Source organism: Salinigranum marinum (assembly GCF_024228675.1).
Lineage (GTDB): Archaea > Halobacteriota > Halobacteria > Halobacteriales > Haloferacaceae > Salinigranum > Salinigranum marinum.
The window spans coordinates 80,880-107,355 of sequence record NZ_CP100462.1 but is presented as its reverse complement, the minus strand read 5'-3'; the positions used below and the strand labels follow the sequence as shown (position 1 = coordinate 107,355).

The window sequence follows — 26,476 nt, the reverse complement described above, 5'->3', positions numbered from 1 at the left end:
TCGGCTCAGTCGAGATACCCCATCTGTTTGAGTCGATCGGCCACGACGTCGTAGTCGTCTTCGTCGCCGTCGTCCCCACTCACTCCGGCGGTCGCGGCCACCCCGTCGCTCGTGCCCGCGCCGCCGATGAACCGTCGCTCCACCCCGTCGTCGGCCCGCGGTTCGACGCCGTCCCCGTCGGCGAGGAGCGACCTGCCGTCGAGTCCGCTCGGGTCGATGCCGAACAGCCGGAGCACGGTCGGGGCGATATCGACCACGGAGGGCGACTCGACGGCGAACTCGCCAGTCACGCTCGGCCCCGCGGCGACGACGAGCCCGGTCCAGGTGTGGCTGAACTCGTCGGTCTCGCCGAAAACGCGTTCACGAACGACGTCGGAGACCTTCCAGCGCATGCCCGCAGGCCGGAGCAGGACGTCCGGGGCGCTCGCCTCGTTCGCGACGGCGCCGACGAGGGCGTGGCGGTCCTCGACGGCCTCGAACACGGGCGAGCCATCGGGCGCGCGGAGCGCGCGGAGGTCGTCGACGAGCGCGGCGCGGAACGCGTCGAACGCCGCCGCGGGGATCACGCCGCCGGGATCGCGGCCCGCGACGTTACACCGGATCCCGAGCGACGAGAGCGAGCGGCAGTACGCCGCCGAGCGCTCGGTGTCGACGTGCGCGCTCGCGTCGACGACTTCCAGGAGCACCGACTCGGGCAGTGCCCGCGCGACGACCTCGTCGAGGCCGACGCGGGCGAGGAGGCGTTCGGCCCGCGCCGGGGTGAAGCCGACGCGGGCGAGTCCGGCGAGCGCGCGGGGCGCGACCCGTCCACGTCGCGTCGCTCGCTCCCGATCGGTTCCCCTCCCGCGGTCGTCGCCGCCGGCGTCCCCCTCCCTGAGTGCGTGTTTCTCGCCCTCGTTCCAGACGTGTCGCGTCGCGGCCACGGCGGTGACGAGGTCGCCGCGGTCGCGGAGCCATGCGTTGAGGTAGAGCACCCGCGAGTACTGCTGGATGCCGTGGTCCGAGACGAGCAACACGTCGCAGTCCTCGCCCGCGAGGTCGACCAGGCGCTTCACACCGGCGTCGACCCGGCGGTAGACGCGGGCGACGGCCTCCGGGTCGGTGCCGTCGGTGTGGAACACCGAGTCGGGGGCCTGGAACTGTACCATCATGAACGCCCAGTCGTGCTCGGCGGCGAGCCGTTCGGCGACGGCGACCCGCGAGTCGACCAGCCGCTCGTACTCGGCGACGCGCTCCCCTCTCGACCCGGCGTCGCGGCCGTAGACGCTGTAGTCGTCCAGTCCGAGCTCAGCGAGCGTCCGTTCCACGCCGTCGACCAGCACCGTCGGCCCCTCCGGCGCGAGGTAGCCGGGGACGAGCGAGCCGTCGAACGCGTGCAGCGGGTGGGTCACTGGGACGTTCACGACGATCGACGAGTGGCCGTGCGCCGACAGCGTCTCCCAGAGGAACGGGACGCGGACGTCGGCCGCGCTGACGAGCCGCGTCGGGCCGTCGTACGAGTGGAAGTCGTAGACGCCGTGCCGCCACGGCTCGACGCCCGTCACGACCGACGGCCACGCCGAGGGCGTCCACGGCGGGAACGTCGTCCGTAGTTCGCTGGCGGCCCCGCGCGCCACGAGCGCTTCGATCGTCGGGAGTTCGCCCGCCGCAACGAGTGGGTCGAGCTGCTCGAAACAGGCGGCGTCGACACCGATGAGGAGGACCGTTGGCCGGGTCATTGCCCCTCAGAGGCGTGATCTCGGCATTAACATGGACTGCCTAACGGTTCACCGGCGTCGGCTCCAGCGGGTGGTTAGCGGCGTCCTGTCGGGGCCGCCCCGAACTCGGCCGCCTCGTTCACTCGGCCAGACCCGCGCCCTCGACGAACCGGTCGAGGTCGTCGCGGGTGTTGAACGCGTGGACCGAGGCGCGCACGCAGTCGATGCTGGGGATGACGCGGACCTTCACCCCGCGCTCGTCGAGCCGCTCGACCACGCCCGCGGGGTCGTCGACTTCGACGGTCACGAGCCCCGAGTGGTACGCCCGCGGGCTCAGGAGGTGGTCGTCGGCGATCCGGGACTTGAGGTAGTCGGTGAGCTCTTCGATCCGCGCGGCGCGGGCGTCGACCCCGTTGGCGCGTGCGTGCTCGATCGCCTCGACGAGTCCGGCGTAGGGGGCGGGGTTGGCGGTGGCGACTTCGAGTTGCTGGGCTCCGGACTTGTACTCGTAGGCTCCGTCGCCGTGGGCGGCGACGCTGCGGTAGCCGATCTGTCGGGGCGTGAGCCACTCCTCCGCGCCCGCGCTGACGTAGAGGAAGCCCGCGCCCCAGGGCCCGAGGAGCCACTTGTGGCCGGCGGCGGCGACGAAGTCCGCGCCCCACTCGGCGAAGTCGACGGGGCGCTGTCCGACGGCCTGGACCGCGTCGACGAGGAGGCGCGCCCCGGCGTCGTGTGCGAGGTCGGCCACGGCCTCGACGGGCAACCGGCGGCCGTACTCCCAGTCGATGGCCGACAGCGACACCAGCCGGACGTCGTCGTCGAGGACGGCGGCGACGTCGTCGGGGTCGAGTCGGCCGTGGTCGGTCTCGACCACGCGGACCTCGATGCCGTGGATGTCCGCGAGGCGACGCCACGGGAGTTCGCCCGCGCTGTGTTCGACGTCGGTCGTCACGACGGCGTCGCCGGGCTCCCACTCGCTGGCGCAGGCGATGCGGTTGATCCCGTCGGTGGTCGACTGCGTGAGCGCGATCTCGGACTCCGTCGCGCCGACGAGGCCGGCGACCGCCGCCCGTGCCTCGTCGTACACGTCGAAGGCGTACTGGTACATCCCCTCGCCCGTCGGCGAGTCGTAGCCGTGCCCTTCGACGCACTGCTGGACACTCTCGGCGATCGGCCGGGGGAGCGGCGCGCTCGCGCCGGTGTTCAGATAGACGACCTCTTCGAGGGCGGGGATGGACGCACGCAGTTCGGTCGGATTCATCTACCGACGGGTTCGGTCCCCGGGGTGTTCGGCGTTGCGTCTCCGGCACGATGGACGCCCCTCTTCGCACCTCATGCGCCGACGGAACGACCGCCCCGGGGTCGCGCGGGCATCCATCGAACGCGGACAGTCACGACGATTTATTTGCGTCGCCCTCACACCCTCGGACCGACATGGTCTCCGTCCCTCCCCCCGGCAGTCGTCCGAACCGCACGCGTCGTGGCCGCCGTGGCGTCGGTCGGCTCACACTGCGGCCCGCGAACGCCCCTCACTCGCGGCGGTGGTCGTGATGCAGTGGGAACGCGACGACGGCCTCCGACTGCGCGTCCTCGGTGCGCTCGTCGTCGTCGCGGTCATGCCGGTCGCGTTCGTCTACACGATGGTCTTTCTCGTCAACGCCGTCGGCTTCGAACTCCTCGCGTGGGCAACCGACCGGCCGTGGAACGGTCGGCTCGTGGTGCCGCTGTGGACCGTCGTCCCGGTCGTCGCCGGGGGGTTCGTCGTCCAGTACGTCTTCGGCGAGCGGATGGCGCTCCGCGCCGTCGGCGCGCGTCGCGTCTCCGAGAAGTCGGAGCCGGCCCTGCACGCGACGCTCTCGCGGCTGGCCGCCCAAGCCGACGCGCCCGTCCCCGATCTCGCCGTGACCGAGAGCTCCGTCCCCAACGCCTTCACCGTCGGTCGCCGCCCCCAGGAGGCGACGTTGGTGGTCACGCGCGGCCTGCTCGACACGCTCGCCGAGCGCGAGCGCGAGGCGGTGCTGGCACACGAACTCGCCCACGTGAAGAACCGCGACGTGACCGTGATGACGCTCGCGTACTTCCTGCCGACGCTGACGTACGCCGTCGCGATCGCGGCGTTCTTCGTCCTTCGCGGGGTGTTCCACACCGCCGGCGCGTTCGAGGACGTCGACGGCGACGGCGCGAAGGGGCTGGTGGCGATCATCGTCGTCCTCGTGGTGAGCGCGATCCTCACGCTCGCGGTATCGGCGCTGTTCTGGGCCGGCAGTTTCCTGCTCTTTCGGCTCCTGTCGCAGTACCGCGAGTACGCCGCCGACCGCGGGGCGGCCGCCATCACGGGCGATCCGCTGGCGCTGTCGAGCGCGCTCCGGACGCTCGACGAGTCGATGGGCGATCTCCCCGACGCCGACCTCCGCGAACAGGACGGCGGGCTGGAGGCGCTGTACGTCGCGCCGATCGACACCTACCAGTTCGGGGGGGACCGCGAACTGCTCTCCAGCGACATCTTCCCGGCGACGCACCCGCCGACCCGCGACCGGATCGACCGACTGGAGGAGCTCGCGGCGTCCGCCGAGGCCGGCCCGTGACGTGGCGCGTCCCCCGCCGTCGGCTCCTCGCGGGCGCGCTCGGCCTGGCGGCACTCGCGGGCTGTGGCTACCGCCCCGGCGGCGGCGACGTCCGCTGGACCACGTCGGACGCGACGGGAGCGTTCGGCGACGGCGAGGCTGTCTACGGGCCGTCGGGTGGGGTGCTCGCCGTCTCGCGCTCCGTCCGGCGGTACGACGTCGAGCGGGAGACGTGGCTCGACGGCGGCGTCGTCACCGCGTACGACCCCATGGACGGGGAGCGGCGAGCGGCGACCACCACCGAAGTCATCCGCCGTGACTGTGCGGGCGAGTCGAGCGCCTACCTCGGCACCGAGACCGCGCTCGTCGCGGTGGGGGCAGACGGAACGGAGCGCTGGCGGACCGCCCTCGACGCGTCGCCCGTGGCGGTCGACAGCGACGGCCACCGCGTCGTCGCCCTCGCCGACGATGGGAGGCTCGCGGCGTTCGACACCGACGGGACGCGGCGGTGGACGACGCCGGTCGTCGAGAGCGACCGGGCGCCCGCGGCCGCATCCGACGACACGGACACGGAGGGGTCGTCCCCGGCGGTCGCCCGCGACGCCGTGCTCGCGGTCTCGTCCGGCGTCGCCGTCGTCCAACTCGGACACTCGCGCCCACGAGTCGTCGCCGTCGCCGCCGACGGCACCGTGCGGTGGACGCGACGCGACGCGGGATTCGGTCCCGTCCGTCGGATCCCGCCGGTCGTGACGGACGGCCGGCTCCTCGCCGCCTCGGAGCGTGGCCTCGTCTCGGTGTCGCTCGAAGACGGTGTCGACCAGTGGTCGGTGCCGGTCGCGTCCCCGTCCGGGCTCGCGGTCGCCGGCGACCGGTGTTACCTCCTCGAACGCTCAGGGTTGTCGGCGGTTTCGCTCGACGGCCGCGAGCGCTGGACGTTCGGCCTCCCCGACGGCGGCGACGTCGGTCGGCGCTTCAGCGCCGGTCCCGTGGCGACGTCCGCGGGGGTGTTCGTCGCCACCGACCGTCGACTGTTCGGCGTCGCTCCCGACGGGACGGAGCGCTGGCGCCCGCCGATCGACACGCGCCCGCGGGGTCTCGCGCTCGCTCCCGGGGTCGTCGTGCGGACGGGCGACCGCGAACTCGTTGCCCACTGGCGACGCGACCAGTTCTGAGGCGCGCCGGCGCGTGGCCGTCGCTCCGGTCGGCCGCGACCGCGCCGCCGCTCGTCGCGCTGGTTCACTCCGGTGAGAAAGGGCGTTCCGGACTGTCGAGGGCCGGGGGGCGTCTACGCGATGGTGACGGCCGCCGCGACGAAGGACCACCTGGTTCCCGTGCGGGGCTCGTGCTTCTTCGCCTCGGCCGTCGACCGGTTTCGCTTGTGCTTCCAGTACATTACACTCGCACAAAAGATTTACTCGGATATAAGTTTTCTATCTCCCTGACACTTCTGTCACGGTCGTTCACGACGGTACGGCCGTGAACACAACCCGGTCGTGGTTGTCGATGGACCGTTCTGTGTTTTCTCCGGTCGGTTCTGTACGACACTGCCCGATTTCGGCACCGGCCGAGGCGACGGCCGGTAGCATATCATTCTGAGATTTGTCCTTTTTGAACGTGTCCGCGGTCCGGTCCACCGCCGGCGTTGTTCCCACGCGCTCGCGGCGGACACGATCCGCGTCCCGAGCCGGTGGTACGGCGTCCCTGCCGGTGGCCAGAGCGGGCGGTACGCGGCATCCGGGACGGTTACTCGCTCCATTACAATGCCCGACTCCGCCCTACTCCCGCCGTGACTCTCCTCTCTCGCGGCCCGACACCCATCTCCGGAGGCGTCGACCGTGGCTCCTGATCTCCTGACGCCCACGCGGCGGCAGGTGACGCTCATCCCCACGACCGTCTCCGTGCTCTACGGCCGAACCGCCCAGCGGGCGGCCGTGGTCGCCGCGGCCGTCTGCGTCGTCGTCCTCTCGGGCTACGTCGTGGCGCTCCCGGCGGCGACGGCGTACGAGCCGTCGCTGATCGAGGCGTTTCCCCTCACTTTCTGGGTCGCGTTCGGCGTCGGCCTCGCCGCGCTCCTCGTCACGTTCGTCGGCTCGGGCGCGACCGGCAGCGGCTACTGGAAACACGGCTTCGTCCTGCTCGCGGCGCAGTACGGCGTCCTCTTCTCCTTGCCGATGGTCCGCGGCTACTTCCTCTACGGCCGGGGCAAGTCCGACTCGCTGTTTCACCTCACCGCGGTGAAAGAACTCGTCTACAGCGGCCTGCTCTCCGAACGCGTCTTCTACCCCCACGAGCACTTCCTCTTCACCGAACTCGTGCTCGTCGGCGTCCCCGTCGAGTCGCTCGTGAGCCTCGTTCCGTTCGTCTTCGCGCTGGTGTTCATCGGCGGCGTCGGGCTGTTCGTCCGCGAACTCACGGGGACGCCCGCCGGCCTCCCCTTCGGCATCGCCGCGGGGATGCCGCTCGTCTTCTCGAAGTTCTACACCCAGCTACACCCGTCGATCCTCTCGTTTTTGCTCTTCCCGCTCGTCCTGCTGATGCTCGAACGGGGTCGCCGGACCAACGCCCAGCGCTACGTCGCGCTCGCGACGGTGTACGGGCTCGCGATGGTCTTCTTCCACCCAGTGACCGCGATGCTCCTCGTGGTGCTCATCACGAGCACCTACGCCTTCGGCCACGGCTACCGGCTCGTGAGCGGCGACCGCGTCCGCACCCTCCGTGCCCGGCTGGCCTTTGCCATCCTCCCGGCGACGTTCATCTGGTATATCGGCTTCCCCCGCACCCAGGAGAACATCCGCGAGGTCTTCGCCGCCGAGGGCGAGAGCGCGGCCGACAAACAGGCCGACCTGCTGGCGAACACGGTGCTCACCCCCGACGAGATCGTCGTCCGGTTCGTCGAACTGTACGGCGCAGTCTTCGTTCTCTTCGCGATCGCCGGTGTCGTCTGTCTGCTCGTGCTCGCGGACCAGCTGCGTCGCCGTCCGCGGTACGCCGAGAGCTACGTCGCCACCGAGTTCGTCATCGGCGCGGGGATCGCCGTCGCGTTCATCGGGCTGTCGCTCGTCGCCAACGGCCCCATCCGGATCTCGCGGTACATGATCCTGATGGCGATGATCCTGACGGCGCTGCTGTTCGTCCGGGTGCTGTCGTGGCGGCCGGGTCTCGTCCGCACCGCCGTCGCCGTGGCGGTGACGTGTCTCCTGCTCTCGGCGTCGGTTCTTGGGGCCTTCACGGTGTACGACCCGAACAAACACATGACCCAAAGCGAGTACGAGGGCGCGTTCTTCCTGCTCGAACACGCTACCGGCGACCACGTCGTCCGGTCGCACTCGCTCACCCAGAAGACCCAGTACTACACCACCGCCGCGAGCGACGTCAGACACGACCGGACGCTCATGCGGACGGACGACGACCCGCGGTACGAGCGCTTCTCGCTCACGCCGGGGCTCGGCTACGACACCGCCACCTCGGCGTCGGTCAGCTACGGCACGGGGTACCTCGCCACCCAGGAGTTCGACCGGCGGTACCTCGACTCGTCCTTCTTCACCGACACACAGCGGGAGGAACTGTTCCTCCACGATCGGGCGACGCTCGACCGGATGAGCCGCGACCGGACGGTCCAGAAGATCTACTCCAACGGCGGGTTCGAGGGCTGGTTCGTCCGCTGGACCGACGACAAGCCGGCGCCGGCGGCCGCTGCTGCCGGTGTCGGGGTCGGGGTCGGGGTCGGGACCGGGAGTGAAAACGCCACGGCCCGTCCGACCGGGGCCGCCTGATCGGCTCGGTCGTTCGGGTTCGGAGCGGCCCGTCGGCGTCGGAACTCAGCGCTTCCGGAGGTCGTCGAAGCCGACCGAGGAGTTGTCGGTACCGAAGCCGAGCGTTCCGCCAGCGTACGTCGTGTCCGTCGCCGAGACGGTCGCGAACTCGCTCCCGCCCTCGGTGAACGCGGTGGCAGTGATCGCGCCGTCCGCGCCGACGGAGAACGTGACCCGGTTCCAGTCTTCGGGGTACTGCTCGCACGTCGTGGTGGCCAGCGTCGTGGCCACCCCGTCGTCGTACCGGACGATCGAGAGCTCCTTGCTCCAGCCGAAGTCGACCTCGACGCCGTAGCCCGACAGGTCGGCCGCGCCGGTCGACGCCTCGTCGATACAGCACAGCAGCCGAGCGAACGTCCCGGCGAACTGCCAGACGCGCGCGTCGTACGTCGCCCCGAGCTCCGTGTCGAGACCCGTGTGCCAGACCGCGCCCTTGCCGGCCGACTCGAGGAAGCCGTCGCCCGCGAACGGACGGCTGGACGAGACCGAGAACGTCCCGGTGTCGCCGGCGTAGTTCGACAGCGGATCCGCGGCCTCGAAGTCTTCGAGCACGCCCGACGGCTCGGTACCGGAGCCGTCGTCCGAACCGTCGCCGGAGCCCGATCCCGACGAGCCGTCCGTCGCCCCGTCGTACGGAACCGACTCGATCGCCCCGACGAACCCCCCGTCGTTCATCACGCTCATCGCCGCACCCGTCCACGAGTCGCCGTCGAAGTAGCGCACGCCGACCGGTTCGACGTAGCTCCCGCCGTCGCCGACCATGAGCGTCGCCGCCGGGGCCGGTTCGACCGCCTCCCCCGCGGGGACGGCACCGAGGTCCGGCGCATCACCGGAAAAGTCCATGCCGACGTCGGTGCCGGCGTCGACGAGCGGGCTGTCCGCGGTCGGTCTGAGAAAGTCCGACGAGTCGGCGTCGGTCGTGACGAACGACGCGCGCTCGATGTCGAGGTCCCACGTGTTCGAGGCGCTGTCGGCGTTCCAGAGCGAGCCGACCGCCGCGTTCCCGTTGCCGAAGGAGGCACAGTTGCGGGCGTAGTGGACGTCGTCGCCGGTGAAGTGAAACCCGTAGGTGCCGTTGTTCCACGCGGTGCAGTGGAGGAACTCGTTGCGCACCGACGAGCCGTTGGTGTCGAAGCCGCGCGTGGTGTTCTCCCAGGCGAGACAGCGCTTGAGCACGTTGCCGCCCGTCTCCCAGCCGCCGCCGGTCTTGAAGCCGTTGCCGTCGCCCGTCGCCCCCTCGCCGTCCGTCCCGTTGTGGTGGGCGAGACAGTCGATCAGCACCGAGGGTCGGTCGGGGTCGTTGTCGAAGAAGTCGAAGCCGTCGTCGGCGTTGCGGTACGCTTCACACCGGATGAACGTGTGTCCGCCGCTCCGGCCGGCGCTGTTCGAGCCACCGATGTAGAAGCCGTCGGAGTCGCCGCTGTCGCCGCCGTGGTGGGCGACGACGTCGCGCACTGTGTGGTCGTACGACCGGCCGTAGAAGATGAGCGCGTTGCCGTTCCACTCGGAGGTCTTCCCGTAGTGGTGGATCTCCATCCCCTCGAACGTGCACTCGCGGGCGGCCTGGCCGTCGGTGCCCGAACACCGGATGGCGTTCTCGCCGACGTTGCGCACCTCGATGCCGCGCCAGATCATGTGCTGGACGCCCCACAGGTCGATGCCGTGGCCGTCGTAGTTCGAGCAGTCGACCACCGGGCGCTCGTCCCCGTAAGCCTCGACCGTGATCGGCTCGGCGGCGGTGCCCGCAGTCTGCCACCACACCGGCTTCGAGGACGGGTACAGCACCGCAGTGTCGCGGAGTTTGACCGTGTCGCCCGGGCCCAGCGAGTGAGCGCCGTCGCTCTCGACGGGGCCGAAGCTGGCGAACGCGTCGTCGACCGCGGTCCCGCCGTTCGCGTCGCTCCCGTCGGCCGGGTCGATGTAGTACGTCGTCATGGCGAACTACTCGGTCTGGATCCAGATGTCGCCCTCGGACGCGTCGGCGGGTTCCGTCGAGCCGACGTAGACGTCGCCGGGGAGCTTCGCGACGTCGCCCACGTGGCTCCACGAACTGCCGTCGCCGACGTACACCCGCCGCGTGTCCGTCGCGAAGTACTTCGCGCCCGCCTTCGGTTCGTAGGCCGATCGGTCCGCGTCCGGGCCGCGGATCTCGACGTCCGTGTCGAGTTTGGCGAAGTTGTCGTTCAGGGGTCTGTGCCAGTCGAGCGTTCCGGGCTCGGGTGTCGTGTACTCGTGGTTGTCCGTCATGGTCTCGTGCGTTCGTGTGCCGTCTTGCTGGTTCGCGTGCCTCGTCGTGATCCGCGTGCCGTCGCGGATCGTGTCTTACTGGGTGATGCCGCCGTAGCCGTACTCGCCGTAGCCCTGCTCCCCGAACGAGTCGTCGACCGGCGTCGGGGTGGGGGTGGGGGTGGGCGTCGGTGTCGGTGTCGGGGTGGGCGTCGCGGTGGATGTTGCCTCCTCCCCGTCGGTCACGCCGAGCGTGTAGTCGCCGCTACCGTCTTGGATGTCGACCACCTGTGCGTAGTAGGTCGCCGACACCGGCGCGTCGTCGAGGTCGACCCGCGCGGGGGCGTCGCTGCCCGTGTAGCGCAAGTCGACGTAGTCGCCCTCCGGCCCGTAGAGGATCAGCGCGGCGATGCCCGACGCGGTCGCCCGGTCGAGTTCGAGGACGACCCGACTCCCCCGCGCGGCCTCGAAGGCGTACCAGTCGACCTCGGCGTCCGCGAGCGTCGCGTCGACCGTGGAGCCGACCCCGACGTGTTGTGCGGTCGCTTTGGTGTCGTTCGGTTCGGTCTCGCTTACTGTCGAGAGGTCCGCTCGGGTCGCACCCGCGAGGGCGTTGGTGGTTTCGGAGCCGTGCTGTTCGACGACGGGCATCCCCCCGTAGCCGTGGAGCGAGAGCGCCGCCTCTTCGGGAACGGCCGTGGCGGCGTCGTGGCCGGCGAGGGCCGCCGTCACGGCGAGTGCCGTCCCACTCATCTTCAGGTACGAGCGGCGGCTCAGCCGGATGCGTTCCGGTTTGGATCGGCTGGAGTCTCGTTGCGTGTCGCGTGCCATCCACTCGGTTATGACGACCTTAATTACATAAACTTATTGTTCGAAAAGTATTCAGAGATCCGTGAATTTCAAGTAATAGTGTAATTCTCACGGCCGTGTGTGATTTCAGTCGGCACCGGCGCTATCCAACGGTTTTCGACGACCATTAGAACTATAATTATCGAATAACCTGTTTTACTATCGACTGACTTTCACGTTCGTTGATCTCTTCGAACTCCTGTAGTTCTCACATGTGATTCTCTTGGAGGTGCGAATTCGCGGGCCGTTCTCCCCCGAGCGCGGCGGCCCGGATACGGGACGAGCGGACGGACCGGTCGGCGAGTGAGACGCCGACACGTCGGGTCGCGCCGGGCAAGTCGGTCGGTCAGTCGTCGCTGGCGACGACCGACTCGTACAACGCCTCGAAGTTCTCGACCATCCGATCGAGCGAGAAGCGTGCGATCGCGTCGGCCCGCGCCGCCGCCCCGAGTGCGGCGGCGCGGGCGGGGTCGCGGAGCAGTCCGACGATCGCCGCCGACAGCGCCGCCGGCTCGGCGGTCGGGACGAGCACCGCCGTCTCTCCATCGGAGACGAGTTCACGGTTCTCCACGATGTCGGTGGCGACGATCGGCTTGCCGGCGGCCATCGCCTCCAAGAGTGCGCCCGACTGCCCCTCCCGGTAGGAGGTGAAGACGAACGCGTCGAGCGCCGCGAGCACCCCCGGGACGTCGTCGCGGTTCCCGGTGAAGTGGACGGACGCGGTCTCGCCCGTGGCCGCGACCGCCGCCTCCAGCGCCGCGCGCTCGGGGCCATCACCCACGAACACGAGGTGGGCGTCGGGGACCGCGCACCGGACGGCCGGCCACGCGGCGACGAGATCCGGCTGGCCCTTGATCGGGTGGAGTCGGCTCACCATGCCGACGAGCGGCGCGTCGGCGGGGACGTCGAACTGCTCGCGGAGCGGTGCGGGCTCCGCGTCGACGAACGCGTCAAGGTCGCGGCCGTTGTACACGACGCCGACCCGGTCGGGGGCGGCCCCGCGGTCGACGTACGCCGCCGCGCCCGACGCCGAGTTCGACGCGATGTAGTCCGACAGCGGAATGAGCAGACGGTCGACGGCGCGGACGAGCGGGTTCGTCCGGTTCTGCAGGCCGCGCGCGCCGGTCACCACGACGGTCTCGGGGGAGAACAGGCCGGCGACGCGGGCGATCGTGTTATCGACGAACAGGAACGACTGGACGACATCGGGTCGTTCCCGGCGCACGGCCCGCAGGAACCGCAGGGGGCCACGGACGTAGTCCAGTGGGTTCGCGACCCCGCCGACGAACGTGTCGCCCCCGCCGACGCTCCGCACGCCGAGCGTCCGGATCGGGATCGCGGGGTCGACGTCGGGGGCGAGGACGTTCTCGTCGAACAGCGTCCAGACTGTCACGTCGTACCGCTCGCGGTCGACGTTGTTGACGAGGTCGACGAGCGTTCGCTCGGCACCGCCGACGGCGAGCGCGCCGATGAAGTACCAGAGCGTCACCGTTCCCGACTGTCGGCGGTCGGCTTCGGGCCTGTCGGCCGCGCTGATCCGTTGGTTCATGCTCACCCGCTCGATCGGCCGTGAGCGCGTTAGTTATTCTACTCGTACCGCCGCCGCCGTGCCGGCGCCTTCCGGCGGTAGTACGCCGCTAACGGGCGCTACCGACGCGCTTACAATGTGTCTCGGACGCCTCCCGTGGTCGATGAAGATCACGCACGTCGCTCACCACTACCTACCGATGGTCGGGGGGCTGGAACATTACACGCACCGGCTCTGTGCGTCGCTCGATCTGCTGGGCCACCGGACCACGGTGCTCACGACCGACGAGAGTCTCGGCCGGGCGTACCCCCCGGTCGAACTCGGCGACGTGACCTACTGCCGGACGAACGCCTCGATCCTCCGCAACCCGTTCTCGCTCGAACTGTTCCGCCGGCTCCGCGCGAGCGACGCCGACGTCTACCACCTCCACAGCCCGTGGACGCTCTCGTCGCTCGAAGCGGTGGCCGCCCTGCCGCGCGACGTGCCCGTCGTCGTCACCCTCCACGGCTTCCAGCCGTTTCCCGGCCGGCTCGCTCGCCTCGTCTCGCGCGCGTACCGTCCGTTCGCCCAGCGCGTGTTCGCGCGTGCCGACGCGGTCATCGTCCTCGGTGAGACGGACGCCGCGCGGCTCCACCGCGAGTTCGACGTGCCGGCCTCGAAGGTCGTCGTCGTGCCCAACGGGATCGACCTCGACGCGACGTCGGCTCCCCCCGAGGCGGTCGACGCGTTCCGCCGCCGGTACGACCTCGATCCCGCCGTCCCGACGGTCCTGTTCGTCGGTCGGCTCGTCCCCGAGAAGAACCCGCAACTACTCGTCGAGACGCTCGCCGGCCCGTTGTGTGACGTCGACTGTCAGGCGGTCGTCGTCGGCGTGGGCGACGACGCGTACGCCGACCGGCTGGCGGCCAGCGCCGACGACCGCGTCCGGTTCACCGGCGCGCTCCCGTACGACGAGGTGCTCGCCGCGTACGGCGCCGCCGACGTCTTCGTCCTCCTCTCGGTCTCGGAGGGGCTCCCGACGGTCGTCCTCGAGGCGATGAACGCGGGACTCCCGGTCGTCGCGACGCCCGTCGGTGCCGTCCCCGAGTTCCTCACCGAGGACCACGGCGCGATCGTCCCGGTCGACGCGACCCCAGACGAACTCGCGGCGGCCCTCGACCCGCTCCTCGCCGACGCGGACGTCCGCGCGCTCGCGGGCGCTCGCAACCAGGCGCTCGTCCGCGAGCGCTTCGACTGGACCACCATCGCCGCCACTATCGAGTCGCTGTACGCCGACCTCGTCGGCGTCGACGACGGCCGTGTCGGCGTCCCCGAGACGCCGAACGACCCGCGCGCGGCGGCGCGCTGAGCCCGCCGACTCTTTTTTTATGTCGTGTCTCCGCCTCGTCACCCTCAGGAGTCGACTAACTCCTCAAAAACGGCCGTCTCGAACCGGTTAGCCCGGTGTTAGGGGTAGACGGGTGGAACTAACAAAGTCCGTCCTCGTCCTCGGAGTGTCCGAGAGAACATGACCACTGCCGTTATACTCACGTCCTCGGAGGCTCGGCGTGCTCGCCGGTAAGACCGTCGGCGTCGTCGTCCCCGCGTACAACGAGGGGACGTTCGTCGGCCGCGTCATCGACACGTTCCCGTCGTTCGTCGACCGTGCGTACGTCGTCGACGACTGCTCGACGGACGGGACGTGGATCGAGATGATCGCCCACGCCGAGGCCGCGAACCGGTCGGCCGACGCCGAGTCGCTCCCCGTCGGGGTCGTCGGCGACGGCGGCGTCTCGTTCGAGCCGCGGATCGTCACGGTCCACCATCCCGCGAACCGGGGGCGTGGCGCCGCGATCAAGAACGGCTACCGCCGCGCGCTCGCCGACGGTATTGACGTCGTCGCCGTGATGGACGCCGACGGGCAGATGGACCCGGCGATCCTCCACGACATCGTCAGCCCCGTCGTCCGCGACGAGGCCGACTATGCCGTCGGCAACCGCCTCGGCGGGCCGAGCGCGTGGGTAGGAATGCCGCCGTTCCGCCTGTTCGGCAACCTCGTCCTCACGCTGCTCACCCGCGCCGCCAGCGGCTACTGGTCGCTGTCGGATCCCCAGAACGGGTATACGGCGATCTCGCGGCGGGCCTTGGAGACGATCGACCTCGACGAACTGTACGACGGGTACGGCTTCCTCAACGACCTGCTCGTCCACCTGAACGTCCACGACCTCCGCGTCACTAACGTCGCGATGCGTGCCCGCTACGGCGACGAGGAGTCCGGCATCCGCTACTCGACGTTCGTCCCCCGGCTCTCACGGCTCCTCTTCCACGCCTCCTGCTGGCGGCTCCGGGCGAAGTACCTCCGCGTCGGCCCGTCCGCCCGTGTCGACCCCCGCCCCGTGCGTGGCCCGACCGGCGAGCACGAACCACAGCCGTCGTCTCCCACCCCGCCGAGCCGGTGATGGACCCGACCGTTCACCCCCGAACCGGGTCTGTTCCGGCGGCCGCTCACTCCGCGCCGCCCCGCCCGTGTGCCGTGCGGACACGGGGCCAGCAAGAGAGAAGCTTCCGGCGAGCGTGACTGTTCGCATGCTCTCTGCGCGTCTCCGGTTCCTCTACCTGCTCGTCGCGTGGCTGCTCGTGGCGCTGGTCGTGCTGTCGTGGTTCGGATCGCTGAACTACGACCTGTTCTACGTCGTCTCGCTCATCGGCTTCCTGGTCGTGACGGAGCTGACGGCGCCGCTGAACCGGATCCAGCAGTGGCGCTCGCGGCTCGGCCTGATCGCCGTCGCGGGCTTTCTGGGCTTCGCGTACCTCGTCGTCACACGGATCCAGGCGATCCTGGCGGTGCCGACGTGAACCGGGAGACGCTCCCGCCGCGAGCGGCGCTCGCGCTGTTCGCGGTCGTGTTGTTGCTGGCCGCCACCGCGGGGGCGACCACCTCGCCGACGACGTACAGCGCGTACAACAGCGACTGGGACGGCACCTCCGAGCTCAGACTCCGTGCGAACGCCGCTGCCGGCGACCAGACGGTCGCGGCCGGGACGCGCGCGTACCGCACGGCCGACGCCAAGGCGACCGTCGCGGTCGTCGTCGCGCCCACGGAGCCGTACACCGCGGGCGAACTCGCGACGGTCCGCTCGTTCGTGACCGCCGGCGGGACGCTCGTCGTCGCCGCCGATTCGGCCGCCGCTAACCGACTGCTCGACGGCGTCGGCGCGGCCGCGCGGGTCGACGGGCGGCCGCTCCGCGACGAGCGCGCCTTCTTCCGGACCGCCGCGCTGCCCGTGGTCCGCGACATCCGCGACGACCCGCTCACCGAGGGCGTCGACGAACTCGTGTTCAACCACCCCACCGCGGTCGAGCCGAACGGTGCACGCGTGCTCGCGGCCACCTCGGGCTTCGCGTACCTCGACACGGAACGCAACGCGGTGCTCGATCTCGAAGAGGAGCTACGGTCGTACCCGGTCGTCACGACCGAGCGGATCGGCGACGGGCGGGTTGTCGTCGTCTCCGACCCGAGCCTCTTCCTCAACGGGATGCTCGATCGATCGGACAACGCCCGCTTCGCCGACAACGTCGTGTCGGCGGACGAGCACGTGATCCTCGACTTCTCTCACGGCGCGACCGTCCCGCCGTTCGTCGTCGCCGTCGACGTCCTCCAGCACGCCCCGCTCCTGCAGGCGCTCGTCCTCGTCGGCGGCGTCGGCGTGGTCGCTGGCTGGGTCGTCGTCCCCGGGATCCGCGCGCGTCGCCGCGGCCGCGCTCGCCGGCCCACGCCCCTCGCGATCGGCGACGAGTCGACGCTCCGGGCGTCGCTCCGCCGCGCACACCCCGACTGGGACGAGGCGAACGTCGACCGGGTCGCGATGGTCGTCGCCCGCCGAATGACGGACGCCCGGCGCGACGAGCGTGACGTACGCGGGGGGGCCGACTGATGGGTCGGCCGTCCCGTCCGGCGGGCGGAACGTGTCGCCAACGCTTATCTTCCGGTGTGGCGAACCGACGCCAATGACCGCCGCATCCGAGCTGTACGACCGCCTCGTCGACGAGATCGGCGTCGTGCTCGTCGGCCGCGAGGAGGTCGTCAGAGGGTTGACGATCGGGCTTCTCACGCGCCGGCACGTCCTCTTGGAGGGAGTGCCCGGCGTCGCGAAGACGACGCTTGCGAGCCTCTTCGCCCGCGCGTCCGGCCTCGATCACCGCCGCATCCAGATGACGCCCGACGTGCTCCCCGCCGACATCACCGGGACGAAAGTGTACCGCCAGGGCACCGGGACGTTCGAGGTGACGAAAGGTCCCGTCTTCGCCAACGTCGTCGTCACCGACGAGATCAACCGCGCGACGCCGAAGACCCAGTCCGCCCTCTTAGAGGCGATGGAGGAGGGGACGGTCACCATCGAAGGGGAGACGTTCGCGCTGCCACAGCCGTTCGTCGTCGTGGCGACGCAGAACCCGATCGAGATCGAGGGCACCTTCGAGCTCCCGAAGGCCCAGCGCGACCGCTTCATGCTGAAGTACGTCCTCGACCTCCCCACGGCCGAGGAGGAACTCCGGATGCTCGACCGGTTCGACGCCGACCCGGAGCTCGACGCGTCGGACGTCGAGCAGGTCGTCACTCCCGCGGCGATCGATCGGGCTCGGGCGGAAGTACAGGCCGTCTACGTCGACGCGAAGGTCAAGCGGTACATCCTCGACCTCGTCACGGAGACGCGCCGTCACTCCGACGTCGCCTACGGCGTCTCCCCCCGCGGGTCGCTCTCGTTGCTCCACGGCTCGAAGGCGCTGGCCGCGATCGAGGGCCGCGACTACGTCGTCCCCGACGACGTGAAGGCGCTCGCGCCCGCGGTGCTCTCCCACCGCCTCGGGCTCACCCCCGACGCGCTGCTGGGCGACGCGAGCGAGCGCGACGTCGTCGCCGAGATCACCGAGCGGGTCGCGCCGCCGAGCGTCGACGAGGTCGCCCCCGACTCGGCGTGATACGGACTGCTGTCACTGGATCCCGGTTGATCGCGGGCCGTACCCAGATCGATCCGGTCGTGACTGACAGCAGTCCGTACGCGCCATCGAACCCACCGGTGTCCGCGTGAGTGGACGGTGTGGCGGCTTGCCGTGGACGACTGTGATCGTTCGCAGACGCACGATCGAGAGAGCCTCGACCGACCGAACAACAGCAGGAACAGCGGGAAGACCGCACGGTATCCGGCGCGCGACGCGGCCACGGCCTCCCCAGCCGATCGTGGTGCTCGGGCACTCTCTTCAGTCGTGCCCTGTGCTCCTCACCCCTCGCGCGTGAGGCGCTCCCGCAGGGGTCGCGCCGTCACGCACCACCGCGTAACGGTCGGGCGAGTGAGTACGACGAACGCGCGGCGCGCGGGGGGACTGTGCTCGCGCCTCCGTGCGCGAGCACCCGGCTGGGGAGGATCGAGGCTGACACCGCTCCGGCGGTCGTTTCGCTTTCCGTTCGCTCCCGACGCTCCTCAGTCACCTCCGGGTCACAGCTGCGAACGCCGTCTCGATCTCGACGGGCTGGACGGCTCGCTACACACTCCCGTCTTGCGACTCCCGGTCTACGCCGCCACGTCGCCCCACCGACAGTCGACGACGACCTCCGCACGACGGTCGTCGGCCGGTCGGATCTCCATGCTGACGGGGACGCCGAGTTCGCGCGCGAGCGCCGTCGCGACGAACGAGCCGACCGGGTGGTCGAAGCGGTCGATCGCGCCGAAGGTGCTCCCGCGGACGCCGATGGTGACCGCGCCGCCGTCGGGGTCGACCGTCGCGGTCGCCCGGTCGACGAGCTCGAACCCCTCGACGAGCGCGTCCGCCAGCTGGCTCGCGAGCTCCTCCGTCGTGCCCGCCCGCTCCCCGCCGCGCTCGAACTCGGTCACCAGCGGTGCGCCCGTCGGCACGAGCGAGATGCCCCGTGCGCGCTCGTCGTCGGCGACGATGAACAGCGATTCGAGCGCGATGGGGTCCGGGATCACGAACTCCCGTGACTGGGGGACGAACAGCCGGACGTCCGCCGTGTCGGGGGAGTGGGTCGCCGCCGGAACGTAGACCGACGTCTCCTGGAGGTCGAGCTCCGCGACGAGGGCACGGCCCGTCGCCGCGTACGCGCCGTACACCCGGTCGCCGACGGGCGCGGCGATGACCCGCGACGGCGTCAGCCAGAACGTGAGGACGGCGGTGAAGAGGCCGACGCCGGCGAGCGAGAACAGCACCGACTGCGACTCGGGGATGGCGACGGCTGCAAGGGCCGCGAGCAGGCCGAGCACCGCGAACCCGACTGCGGCCCGGCGGTACGACCGCCGGACCCGCGTCTCGCGCTGGGCGCGGAGTCGGGCGTTCTCCTCGGCCAGTAACTGCACCTCGCCGAGGAGTTCCTCGCGCGTGAGGTCGACTTCCGACACCTGCGTCTCGGAGTCTCTCGCGCTCGCGTCCGCGACTGTCTCGCTCACCGCGACCCCTCCACGGCCGCGGCTCCGGTCACGGGCTCGTACCAGCGGAACAGCGCGACCACGACGGCGGTCGCCGCCACGAGCGCCGCGCTCGCTCCCCAGAGCGACCCGACCGACCCGAGCGAGACGACGACCAGTGCACCCGCGACGACGACGCTCGCGACCGCGCTCGCGACCGCCGCCAGCGGGCGGACCGACGCTAAGAGCCGCCCGAAACAGACGACCAGCAGCGCGGCCTGCACGGGGAGGAACGCGGGTGCATCGAGGGGGATCGAAAGGACGGTCGCGACGAGCACCTGCCCGACCGCGTAGCCGTACGGCCCGCCCAGGACGAGCCAGACGAGGCCGACGGCGGCCGCACCGCCGAGGCCGTCGGCGCCGAAGGCGGTGAACAACACGGCCCCGAGCACGACGGTCCCACAGAGCCCGAGCACCAGCTCCCGGAGCCGCGCCGCCCGGCTTCGGGGGTGCGGTGTCGCGAACGCGCCTCGCCCGGTCATCGGCGCGCCTCCACGGGCTGTCGTCGGTGCGCCGCCTCGGTGACGGCGCGTTCGAGGCGGTGGCCCGGCCCCACCTCGAACGCGGAGACGCCCGCGATCCCGGCCAGTTCGCGCCGGAACCGGTCGAACTCGCGGAGCCGGTCGTACGTCGTCTCGGCGTCGGCGTCGGTCGCGTCCGCCCCGAACAGCGCCGTCGGGGTGAGAAACACCACGACGCGGCCGTCGCGCCGCCGGGCGAGACGGGCGCTCTCTCGCACCGCGGCGCGGTTCTCGTCGTCGGTCAACACCACGGTGAGAACCGTCCCGCCGCCAGCGAGCGTTGTCCGGGCTCGGCCGCTCGCGATCACTCGGTAGAGGGGATCGTCCGCGACGCCCGTGGCGCTCCCCCGGTCCGCGAGGAACGGCCGGAGTGTCCGGGCGAACGCGCTGTCGTCGTCGAGCGTCCCGGCCATCCGGCGCGCCATCCGGCGGCTCCGTCGGTGGATCCGACGCGGCCCCGTCGTGGCGTCGCCGCCGCCGGGGACGGTCGTGTACAGCCGCTCGCGCAGACGTTCGTACTGCGCTTGGGTCGCGCGAGCGGGGAGCCCCGAGACCCCGGCGTCGTCGACGACGTACAGGCCGATTGGCTCGCCCGCCCGCCGCGACTCGCCGACGAGCGCCAGAGCGACCTGCCGGAGGTAGTCGAACTTCGTCGACCCCGCTGGTCCCGCGCCCATCCCTACCCGCGCGTCGAGGATCATCGTCGTGACGACGGCCGTCTCGGACTCGAACTCGCGGACGTGGAGGTCGTCGAGCCGCGCCGTCGCCTTCCAGTCCACCCGGGTGATCGGGTCGCCGGGGACGTACTCGCGGACCTCGCCGAGGTCGAAGCCGTTCCCCCGGAGGACGGTCCGTCGCCGCCCGAGCGTCGTCAGGAGGTCGGCACCGCCCGCGGTGACGTCTCTGGCGCGCGGTCGCGGTGGGCCGACCCGGACCGTCGGGGTCGACCCCGCGCGGAACGACGTCGCGAACAGGCCCCAGCGGTCGGTGACGTGGACGACCGCGGGCGGGAGGTGGTGTTCGCCGGCGACACGCCAGGTGAGTTCGCCCGTCGACGTCCCGGTCGTCTCGTCGGGGCCGAGTTCGACGGGCACCACGCCCGTGTCGCCCGCGACGGGGACGCGCGGTTCGACGCGGAGGCCGACGTCGGCGGGTCGGAGAAGCGACACGTCGACGGCGAACGGGCGGCCCTCGTCGACGAACGTCGGCGAGGTGGGCGTCTGTTCGACCACGAGCGCCCCGTCGAGCCACCGGACCGCCGAGACGAACCGGTAGCCGCCCGCGAGGAGCCACGCGAGGAGGCCGGCGGCACAGAGGAGAAAGACGGGCTGTACCAGGGCGGCCGCGGCGACGGCGAATAGGCCGATCAGCGCGACAACCCCCCAGAGACGCCGAGTGTAGTTCATTCGCTGAGTGGACGCCGGGCAGGTAGATCAATATGCTGTCGATGCCGGTCTGCTCGCCCCCCGTTCTTCCCGGTTATCAAAAGCCTACCGGCCGGATTCGGGCGATAGTCGCTCCATACTTTTTCTCCCCGCCGGTGTGTCTCACCCAATGAGTTCTCCACGTCGTCGCTTCTCCCGCGCGGGCCGGGCGGTTCCGCCGGATCTCGCCGCGCTCGTGGTCGTCGTCGCGGTCACCTGGCTGACGATCCCGTTCGCGCTCTCGCCGGGCAACCCGCTCGTCGTCCCCATCGCGGTCATTTTCGTCCTCGTCGCCCCCGGCTACGCCATCGTCTCGGCGCTGTTCCCCGCCCGTCGCGCCGCCGAAACCAGCGAGGGCCACCGACTCGACGTGCGCGGGCTCGACTTCCCCGAGCGGCTGGCGCTCGGCGTCGGGACGAGCGTCGTCGTCGCCCCGTTCGTCGCGTTCGCGCTCCGGACGACCGTCGTGGGGATCGACCGCACGCCCGTCCTCGTGGTCCTCGGGGCGCTCACCCTGGCCGCGACGGCCGTCGCCGCCGTCCGCTGGCGCGCGCTCCCGCCCGGACTCCGGTATCAGTTCACCGTCGCGCCGCTCCGTGCGAGCACGATGGCCGACCGGCTGCTCGTCGTCGTGGTCGCCGTCGCGGTCGTGGTCGCCGTCAGCAGCGTCGGCTACGCGACGACGACCGCCCGCGGCGGCGAGGACATCACGGAGTTCTACGTGCTCGCTGTCCAGGACGACGGGAGCCTGCTGGCCGACAACTACCCCAGCAGCCTCACCCTGGGCGAGCCCGCCCGACTGTACGTCGGCCTCGACAACCACCGCGGCACCGACACGACCTACACGGTCGTCGCCGTCGCCCAACAGGTCGACCTCGACACGGGCGAGGTCCTCCGCCAGGAGGAGTTCCAGCGCTACACGACGACCGTCGCCGACGGCGACGCGTGGGGCGTCCGCCACGAGTTCACGCCCGCGTGGACCGGCGTCAACGTCCGCGTCGCGTACCTCCTCTACGTCGACCGCGTGCCGACCGCCGTCTCGCAGGCGGCGGCGGACGACTCGGTCCACCTCTGGATGGACGTGCTTGACCCGCTGGACGGGCCGGTGCCGGGGCTCGGTACCGCCGCCGGCGGCACGACCGCGGCCGGAACGACGCGACTCCCGGCCGATCCCGCGACCGACGGGACCGCGACTAACGAGACCGCGACCGCGGCCGGGTCGGCCGAGCCGTGACCCCGGCCCCGAACGGCACGACATCCGGCACCACGCCGAGCGGTCACTCCGGAGGCGTCGCCCGGTCGGTGACCGCCCTCGCGACCCTGTTCGTCTGCGTCCTGCTGGTCGGATCGACCGTCGGCGCGGCGGCGGGTGCACCGTTCGCGTCCGACCCCGCGTCGAACGGCGATCTCGCGTCCGGCGCGTCCGGCGCGTCCGGCGCGACCAGTCGGGAACAGGTGGCCCCGCCGGCGGTGAACGAGACGACCGCAGCGAACGGCACGGCTCCGAACGAGACGGTGCCCGTCGTCGACCACGAGGACCCGCGGACGGCGCTCGGTCGCGGCAGCGTCCAGTCGGTCGACGCCTACCTCGTCGGGTCGATGTCGAACCGGCTCGCGGGGAGCACCCGCCTCCTCAACCGCGGCGAGTATCCCGAGGCCCGCGCCGTCCTCGGAGCCGACTACGAGAGTCTCTACGAGCGGTACGACGACGTCCGGGGCGACGTCGGGACGCGTCCGGAGGACGCGGCGCGCTTCGCGGTCGTCCGCGACGAACAGCTCCGGTACATCGACGCCGTTGAGCGCTACGGGCTCGTCCGCGAGGACTACCTCGAAGCCAGGCGCGACGCCGACTCGTTCCACGCGCGACGGCTGGCGCGCGAGATGGAACTGCAGGCCGAAACCGTGGCCGAGAGCCGCGACAACCTCGTCGCCAACTACACGCTCATGACGGCGATGGGCGGGGACCGACAGAACGAGACGGTCCGGCTCGTCGACCGACAGGCCGACCGTGTGCGCGCGCTCCAGTCGACCGTCCGCGACCAGCAGTTCGTCGACACCCGACTCGAGATCAGCGTCCCGAACACCACGGGGTCGTTCGCGTCCCCGTACCGGCTGCTCGGGCGGGTCACCACCGCCGACGGCACGCCGCTCTCGAACGAGACGGGCTGGCTCACCGTCGGCGGGCAGCGCTCTGCGGTCGAGACGGACGCGAACGGAACGTTCGCGGTGCTCTACCGCCCGACGACCGTCCCCGACGGGCCTGTCACGGTCGAGGCGCGCTTCGTCGTCGACGAGCAGTCGGCGTATCTCGGCGACCGGACGACGGTCGAGCTCTTCGTCAGGCAGGAGACGCCGACGGTCACCGTCGCGACGCAGCCCACCGTCGGCTTCGGCGACGAACTCGTCGTCTCGGGGGTCGTCGGCGGGGACGTTCCGAACGCGACCCGCCTCCAGGAGCGGACCCGCGACGGCAACGTGTTCCGCGACAGGCTCCGGGCGGCGGTCGAAGCCGAGGCACGAATGGCGGCCGCGACGAACGCGACGCCACCCGTCACTCGGACGCTGGTGGTAGACACGACGGGCCTCTCGACGGTCAGTACGGCGGGACCGGTGACGGTCGCGGTGAACGTGACCGACCTCGCGACCGTCACGAATCCTTCCGTGCTGACCGCCGAAAACGCGACCGTCGTCGTGAACGAGACCGCGGTCGAGGCCATCCCGCTCCCGCCGGCGTTGCGCGAGCCCCTCCCGACGGAGTTCGTCGGTGCGGCGAACGTGAGCCTGCTTGTCGTCGTCGGCGACCGCCGTCTCGGGACGGCCGAGACCGGGACCGACGGCACCTACCGGTTCACGACGACGGTCCCGCCCGACATCCGCCGTGGGAGCCAACCCGTCCGCGTCGTGCTCGTCGACGCCGACCGGGCGCTCGCGCCGACCGCGGCCGCGACGAGCGTGGCCGTCCGGACGACGCCGACGCGGGTTCGGCTCGACGAGACGGTGACGCGCGGCCGTGAGCTGCTCGTCGCCGGGACGCTCGCGACGGCGGACGGAACGCCGCTCCCCGGCCAGCAGGTCGAACTCCGCGTCGACGGCGGGGTCGTCGAGACGGCCCGGACCGATGACGACGGCGCGTTCGCGGCGTCGCTCTCGCTCCCCGACCGCGACGGGGTGCGCACGACCGTCAGTGTCGTCGCCGGCTTCGACACCCCGACGACCAACCTCGCGCCCGCCGAGAGCGCGCCGGCGGTGGTCGGGCTTCCCGAGCCCCGCGTGGAGCCGGCGGCGGAGGTCCCGGCCGTCGCCCGACTCCGCGAGGCGCTCGGCGTCGGCGAGGTGCTCGTGGTCCTGCCGGTCGTCGACCTCGGCGTCTCTCCGGACCTGCTCGCCGGGACCGTCGGCCTCGTCGTCGTCGGGCTGGGCGTGCTCGTGGCCGTCGCCTCCCGGCGTCGCCGGACCGGCCCGGTCAGCGTAGCCGGTCGACGGCGACTCGGCGACGCCGCGGCCGCGGAACTCCTCCGGGGCGGCCGGCCGGACCCGACCGACGCGACGGATCCGACACCGCCGGGGGTGTATCTCCGGGCGGCCCGGAGCGCGCTCGCGGCCTCGAACCCACGGCTCGCGACCGAGTACGCCTACGTCGCCGCCCGCAGACAGCTCTCGGCGGAGCGCCCGCTTCCGCGACGGGTCACCCACCGCGAGTTCCTGCGTGCGGTCCGCGAGGGCGGCTACGAGGTGGCCGACGCCGTCAGCGCGCTGACCACGGCGTACGAGCGGGCGGCGTTCAGCCCCCACGGTGTCGCCGACAGCGAGGCCGAACGGGCCATCTCGGCGGCCGAAGTGCTGGTGAACTAGCGCGTCCGCCACGCCGCCCGATCGGTCGGCGTGAACGACCGCCCGGACTCTTATACTCGTCTCGTCTACACCGTACCAGACATGTTCGGAACCAGCGGCGTTCGCGGCACCGTCGGCGAGGAGATCACGGCCGAGTTGGCCCTGCGGGTCGGCCGTGCGGTCGGCTCCGACGCCGAGCGGGTCCTCGTGGGGCGCGACGTCCGCGACAGCGGTGCGCTCCTCGCCGACGCCGTCAGCGCGGGGCTCCGGGAGTGCGGCGCGGACGTCGTCCGACTCGGGGTCGTGTCGACGCCGGTGCTCGCCCGACACGTCGGCTGGCTCGACGCGGACGCCGCGGTCGGCGTGACCGCCTCGCACAACCCCGCGCCCGACAACGGACTCAAACTGTGGACGCCGAGCGGTCAGGCGTTCGACGCGGCCGCGACCGACGCGGTCGAGCGCCGGATCGACGACGGCGCGTACGACCTCCAGGGGTACCGGACGTTGGGCACACAGACGAGCCACGAGGGGGCGGCCGACCGGCAGGTCGCCCACCTCGCGGAGCGGTTCCCGTCGTTCGAGGAGCTGTCGGTCGTGGTCGACCTCGGCAACGGGACCGGTCGCCCCACCGTCGACGCGCTCGTCGCGCTCGACGCCGAGGTGACGACGCTCAACGCGCAGGCCGACGGGCGCTTTCCAACCCGGAAGTCGGAGCCGAACGCCGACTCGCTCGGCGGCCTCTGTCGGACGGTGGCGGCCCTCGACGCCGACCTCGGCGTCGCCCACGACGGCGACGCCGACCGGATGATGGCCGTCACCGACGAGGGGACGTTCGTCCCCGGCGACGTGCTCCTAGCGCTCTTCGCGCGGCGGGCGCTCGCCGAGAGTGGTGGCAGTGTCGCGGTTCCGGTCGACACGAGCCTCCTGGTGAGCGACGTCGTGAGCGACGCCGGCGGGACGGTGACGTACACCCGCGTCGGCGACGTCCATGTCGCCGAGCAGGTCGCGACGGCGGGGTACGTCTTCGGGGGTGAGCCAAGCGGTGCGTGGATCTGGCCGACCGAGACGCTCTGTCCGGACGCGCACTTCGCCGCCTTGGAACTGGCGGCGCTGGTCGCCGACTCGGGGCCACTCTCGGCGCTCGTGACCGACGTGCCGAGCTACGAGACCCGCCGGGAGAACGTCCCGACGGACCGCAAGCGCGCGGTCATGGAGCGGGTGTCGGCTCGGCTCACGGAGACGGACGACGACGTGTTGACGCTCGACGGGATCCGCGTCGACGCCGAGGACGGCTGGTTCCTCGTCCGAGCCAGCGGCACCGAACCGCTCGTCCGCGTCACCGCCGAAGCCCGCGACGCGGCCGCCGCCGAACGGCTCCACTCGGTGGCGAAAGGGGTCGTCGACGAGGCCGTCGAACTCGAGGGCTGACCGCCCGCGGCTCGGCCCCGACACCGCTGGTTACCGGTCACGGCAGACACTCACCGCTCGCACAACATTTATATCTGCATACGTCGTCATACCAGACGTTCCGGGTCTCGTGCGCTGGTTCGCGTGCCAACGAATTGCGCT

General features: G+C 71.3%; 19 protein-coding genes and 1 pseudogene. 11 read left to right on the top strand and 9 right to left on the bottom strand.

Features of this window, described 5'->3' with window-relative positions:
• Positions 1–5 precede the first annotated feature (5 nt).
• Together NKJ07_RS20635 and NKJ07_RS20630 are read right to left on the bottom strand one after the other, a co-directional pair.
• A complete protein-coding gene (locus tag NKJ07_RS20635) occupies positions 6–1,718 on the bottom strand; it encodes an alkaline phosphatase family protein (RefSeq protein ID WP_318570799.1) in 1,713 nt (570 codons plus the stop codon).
• A 118-nt stretch (positions 1,719–1,836) separates the two neighbouring features.
• A complete protein-coding gene (locus NKJ07_RS20630; RefSeq protein WP_318570798.1) occupies positions 1,837–2,958 on the bottom strand; it encodes an aminotransferase class V-fold PLP-dependent enzyme in 1,122 nt (373 codons plus the stop codon).
• Between the two features lie 289 nt (positions 2,959–3,247).
• Between NKJ07_RS20630 and NKJ07_RS20625 the strand changes: the two genes are divergently transcribed.
• From NKJ07_RS20625 to NKJ07_RS20615, 3 genes are all read left to right on the top strand, one after another.
• Positions 3,248–4,282 (top strand): M48 family metalloprotease, encoded by a 1,035-nt coding sequence (locus tag NKJ07_RS20625; protein ID WP_318570797.1) that lies wholly within the window; start codon positions 3,248–3,250, stop codon positions 4,280–4,282.
• Positions 4,279–5,433: an outer membrane protein assembly factor BamB family protein gene (locus tag NKJ07_RS20620; protein WP_318570796.1), complete on the top strand. Its 1,155-nt coding sequence runs from the start codon at positions 4,279–4,281 to the stop codon at positions 5,431–5,433. Before NKJ07_RS20625 ends, NKJ07_RS20620 begins: the two co-directional genes overlap by 4 nt.
• Before the next feature lie 663 nt (positions 5,434–6,096).
• Positions 6,097–8,034 carry a hypothetical protein gene (locus NKJ07_RS20615; RefSeq protein ID WP_318570795.1) on the top strand — a complete coding sequence of 646 codons (1,938 nt, stop codon included), beginning with the start codon at positions 6,097–6,099 and terminating at the stop codon, positions 8,032–8,034.
• 45 nt (positions 8,035–8,079) lie between these two features.
• Here the strand turns inward: NKJ07_RS20615 and NKJ07_RS20610 are convergent, their stop codons facing one another.
• The 4 genes from NKJ07_RS20610 to NKJ07_RS20595 all read right to left on the bottom strand — a co-directional run bounded on the left by NKJ07_RS20610 (position 8,080) and on the right by NKJ07_RS20595 (position 12,697).
• Positions 8,080–10,008: a right-handed parallel beta-helix repeat-containing protein gene (locus NKJ07_RS20610; RefSeq protein ID WP_318570794.1), complete on the bottom strand. Its 1,929-nt coding sequence runs from the start codon at positions 10,006–10,008 to the stop codon at positions 8,080–8,082.
• Between the two features lie 6 nt (positions 10,009–10,014).
• Positions 10,015–10,320 carry a hypothetical protein gene (locus NKJ07_RS20605; RefSeq protein ID WP_318570793.1) on the bottom strand — a complete coding sequence of 102 codons (306 nt, stop codon included), beginning with the start codon at positions 10,318–10,320 and terminating at the stop codon, positions 10,015–10,017.
• A gap of 75 nt (positions 10,321–10,395) precedes the next feature.
• Positions 10,396–11,130 (bottom strand): carbohydrate-binding protein, encoded by a 735-nt coding sequence (locus NKJ07_RS20600; protein WP_318570792.1) that lies wholly within the window; start codon positions 11,128–11,130, stop codon positions 10,396–10,398.
• Positions 11,131–11,494: 364 nt separating this feature from the next.
• Positions 11,495–12,697, bottom strand: a complete 1,203-nt coding sequence (locus tag NKJ07_RS20595; RefSeq protein WP_318570791.1) for a glycosyltransferase — start codon at positions 12,695–12,697, stop codon at positions 11,495–11,497.
• 142 nt (positions 12,698–12,839) lie between these two features.
• Here NKJ07_RS20595 and NKJ07_RS20590 point away from each other — a divergent pair, with 142 nt between their 5' ends.
• The 5 genes and pseudogenes from NKJ07_RS20590 to NKJ07_RS20570 all read left to right on the top strand — a co-directional run bounded on the left by NKJ07_RS20590 (position 12,840) and on the right by NKJ07_RS20570 (position 17,632).
• The gene (locus NKJ07_RS20590; protein ID WP_318570790.1) at positions 12,840–14,024 is read left to right on the top strand and encodes a glycosyltransferase family 4 protein; all 1,185 of its coding nucleotides are present in this window, start codon (positions 12,840–12,842) and stop codon (positions 14,022–14,024) included.
• Positions 14,025–14,223: 199 nt separating this feature from the next.
• A pseudogene (locus tag NKJ07_RS20585) lies at positions 14,224–15,024 on the top strand (glycosyltransferase family 2 protein); the annotation flags it as partial.
• A gap of 217 nt (positions 15,025–15,241) precedes the next feature.
• Positions 15,242–15,511 carry a DUF8044 family membrane protein gene (locus tag NKJ07_RS20580; protein ID WP_318570789.1) on the top strand — a complete coding sequence of 90 codons (270 nt, stop codon included), beginning with the start codon at positions 15,242–15,244 and terminating at the stop codon, positions 15,509–15,511.
• Positions 15,508–16,590: a DUF4350 domain-containing protein gene (locus tag NKJ07_RS20575; protein WP_318570788.1), complete on the top strand. Its 1,083-nt coding sequence runs from the start codon at positions 15,508–15,510 to the stop codon at positions 16,588–16,590. The genes NKJ07_RS20580 and NKJ07_RS20575 overlap by 4 nt, the downstream gene beginning before the upstream one ends.
• Before the next feature lie 73 nt (positions 16,591–16,663).
• A complete protein-coding gene (locus tag NKJ07_RS20570; protein WP_318570787.1) occupies positions 16,664–17,632 on the top strand; it encodes an AAA family ATPase in 969 nt (322 codons plus the stop codon).
• Positions 17,633–18,222: 590 nt separating this feature from the next.
• Here NKJ07_RS20570 and NKJ07_RS20565 read toward each other — a convergent pair.
• From NKJ07_RS20565 to NKJ07_RS20555, 3 genes are read right to left on the bottom strand one after another with little or no spacing between them, the layout of a single operon-like run.
• Positions 18,223–19,113, bottom strand: coding sequence for a DUF7982 domain-containing protein (locus NKJ07_RS20565; RefSeq protein ID WP_318570786.1), 891 nt, complete (start codon positions 19,111–19,113; stop codon positions 18,223–18,225).
• Entirely contained in the window at positions 19,110–19,613 is a 504-nt protein-coding gene (locus tag NKJ07_RS20560) for a hypothetical protein (protein WP_318570785.1), read from the bottom strand. The genes NKJ07_RS20565 and NKJ07_RS20560 overlap by 4 nt, the downstream gene beginning before the upstream one ends.
• Positions 19,610–21,058 (bottom strand): DUF58 domain-containing protein, encoded by a 1,449-nt coding sequence (locus NKJ07_RS20555; RefSeq protein WP_318570784.1) that lies wholly within the window; start codon positions 21,056–21,058, stop codon positions 19,610–19,612. Before NKJ07_RS20555 ends, NKJ07_RS20560 begins: the two co-directional genes overlap by 4 nt.
• 148 nt (positions 21,059–21,206) lie before the next feature.
• On the opposite strand from NKJ07_RS20555, the gene NKJ07_RS20550 reads away from it, so the two are divergent.
• The 3 genes from NKJ07_RS20550 (at position 21,207) to glmM (ending at position 26,335) form a co-directional block, all read left to right on the top strand.
• Positions 21,207–22,310: a DUF1616 domain-containing protein gene (locus NKJ07_RS20550; protein WP_318570783.1), complete on the top strand. Its 1,104-nt coding sequence runs from the start codon at positions 21,207–21,209 to the stop codon at positions 22,308–22,310.
• A 68-nt stretch (positions 22,311–22,378) separates the two neighbouring features.
• Positions 22,379–24,928, top strand: coding sequence for a DUF4129 domain-containing protein (locus NKJ07_RS20545; protein ID WP_318570782.1), 2,550 nt, complete (start codon positions 22,379–22,381; stop codon positions 24,926–24,928).
• Positions 24,929–25,009: 81 nt separating this feature from the next.
• Positions 25,010–26,335 (top strand): phosphoglucosamine mutase, encoded by a 1,326-nt coding sequence (gene glmM, locus NKJ07_RS20540; RefSeq protein ID WP_318570781.1) that lies wholly within the window; start codon positions 25,010–25,012, stop codon positions 26,333–26,335.
• Positions 26,336–26,476: the final 141 nt, after the last annotated feature.

Excerpts from the sequence above, each read along its gene's own strand:
- NKJ07_RS20635 (WP_318570799.1), bottom strand. The coding sequence starts at position 1,718 with ATGACCCGGCCAACGGTCCTCCTCATCGGTGTCGACGCCGCCTGTTTC.
- NKJ07_RS20630 (WP_318570798.1), bottom strand. The coding sequence starts at position 2,958 with ATGAATCCGACCGAACTGCGTGCGTCCATCCCCGCCCTCGAAGAGGTC.
- NKJ07_RS20625 (WP_318570797.1), top strand. The coding sequence starts at position 3,248 with ATGCAGTGGGAACGCGACGACGGCCTCCGACTGCGCGTCCTCGGTGCG.
- NKJ07_RS20610 (WP_318570794.1), bottom strand. The coding sequence starts at position 10,008 with ATGACGACGTACTACATCGACCCGGCCGACGGGAGCGACGCGAACGGC.
- NKJ07_RS20605 (WP_318570793.1), bottom strand. The coding sequence starts at position 10,320 with ATGACGGACAACCACGAGTACACGACACCCGAGCCCGGAACGCTCGAC.
- NKJ07_RS20600 (WP_318570792.1), bottom strand. The coding sequence starts at position 11,130 with ATGGCACGCGACACGCAACGAGACTCCAGCCGATCCAAACCGGAACGC.
- NKJ07_RS20595 (WP_318570791.1), bottom strand. The coding sequence starts at position 12,697 with ATGAACCAACGGATCAGCGCGGCCGACAGGCCCGAAGCCGACCGCCGA.
- NKJ07_RS20590 (WP_318570790.1), top strand. The coding sequence starts at position 12,840 with ATGAAGATCACGCACGTCGCTCACCACTACCTACCGATGGTCGGGGGG.
- NKJ07_RS20580 (WP_318570789.1), top strand. The coding sequence starts at position 15,242 with ATGCTCTCTGCGCGTCTCCGGTTCCTCTACCTGCTCGTCGCGTGGCTG.
- NKJ07_RS20570 (WP_318570787.1), top strand. The coding sequence starts at position 16,664 with ATGACCGCCGCATCCGAGCTGTACGACCGCCTCGTCGACGAGATCGGC.
- NKJ07_RS20560 (WP_318570785.1), bottom strand. The coding sequence starts at position 19,613 with ATGACCGGGCGAGGCGCGTTCGCGACACCGCACCCCCGAAGCCGGGCG.
- NKJ07_RS20555 (WP_318570784.1), bottom strand. The coding sequence starts at position 21,058 with ATGAACTACACTCGGCGTCTCTGGGGGGTTGTCGCGCTGATCGGCCTA.
- NKJ07_RS20550 (WP_318570783.1), top strand. The coding sequence starts at position 21,207 with ATGAGTTCTCCACGTCGTCGCTTCTCCCGCGCGGGCCGGGCGGTTCCG.
- glmM (WP_318570781.1), top strand. The coding sequence starts at position 25,010 with ATGTTCGGAACCAGCGGCGTTCGCGGCACCGTCGGCGAGGAGATCACG.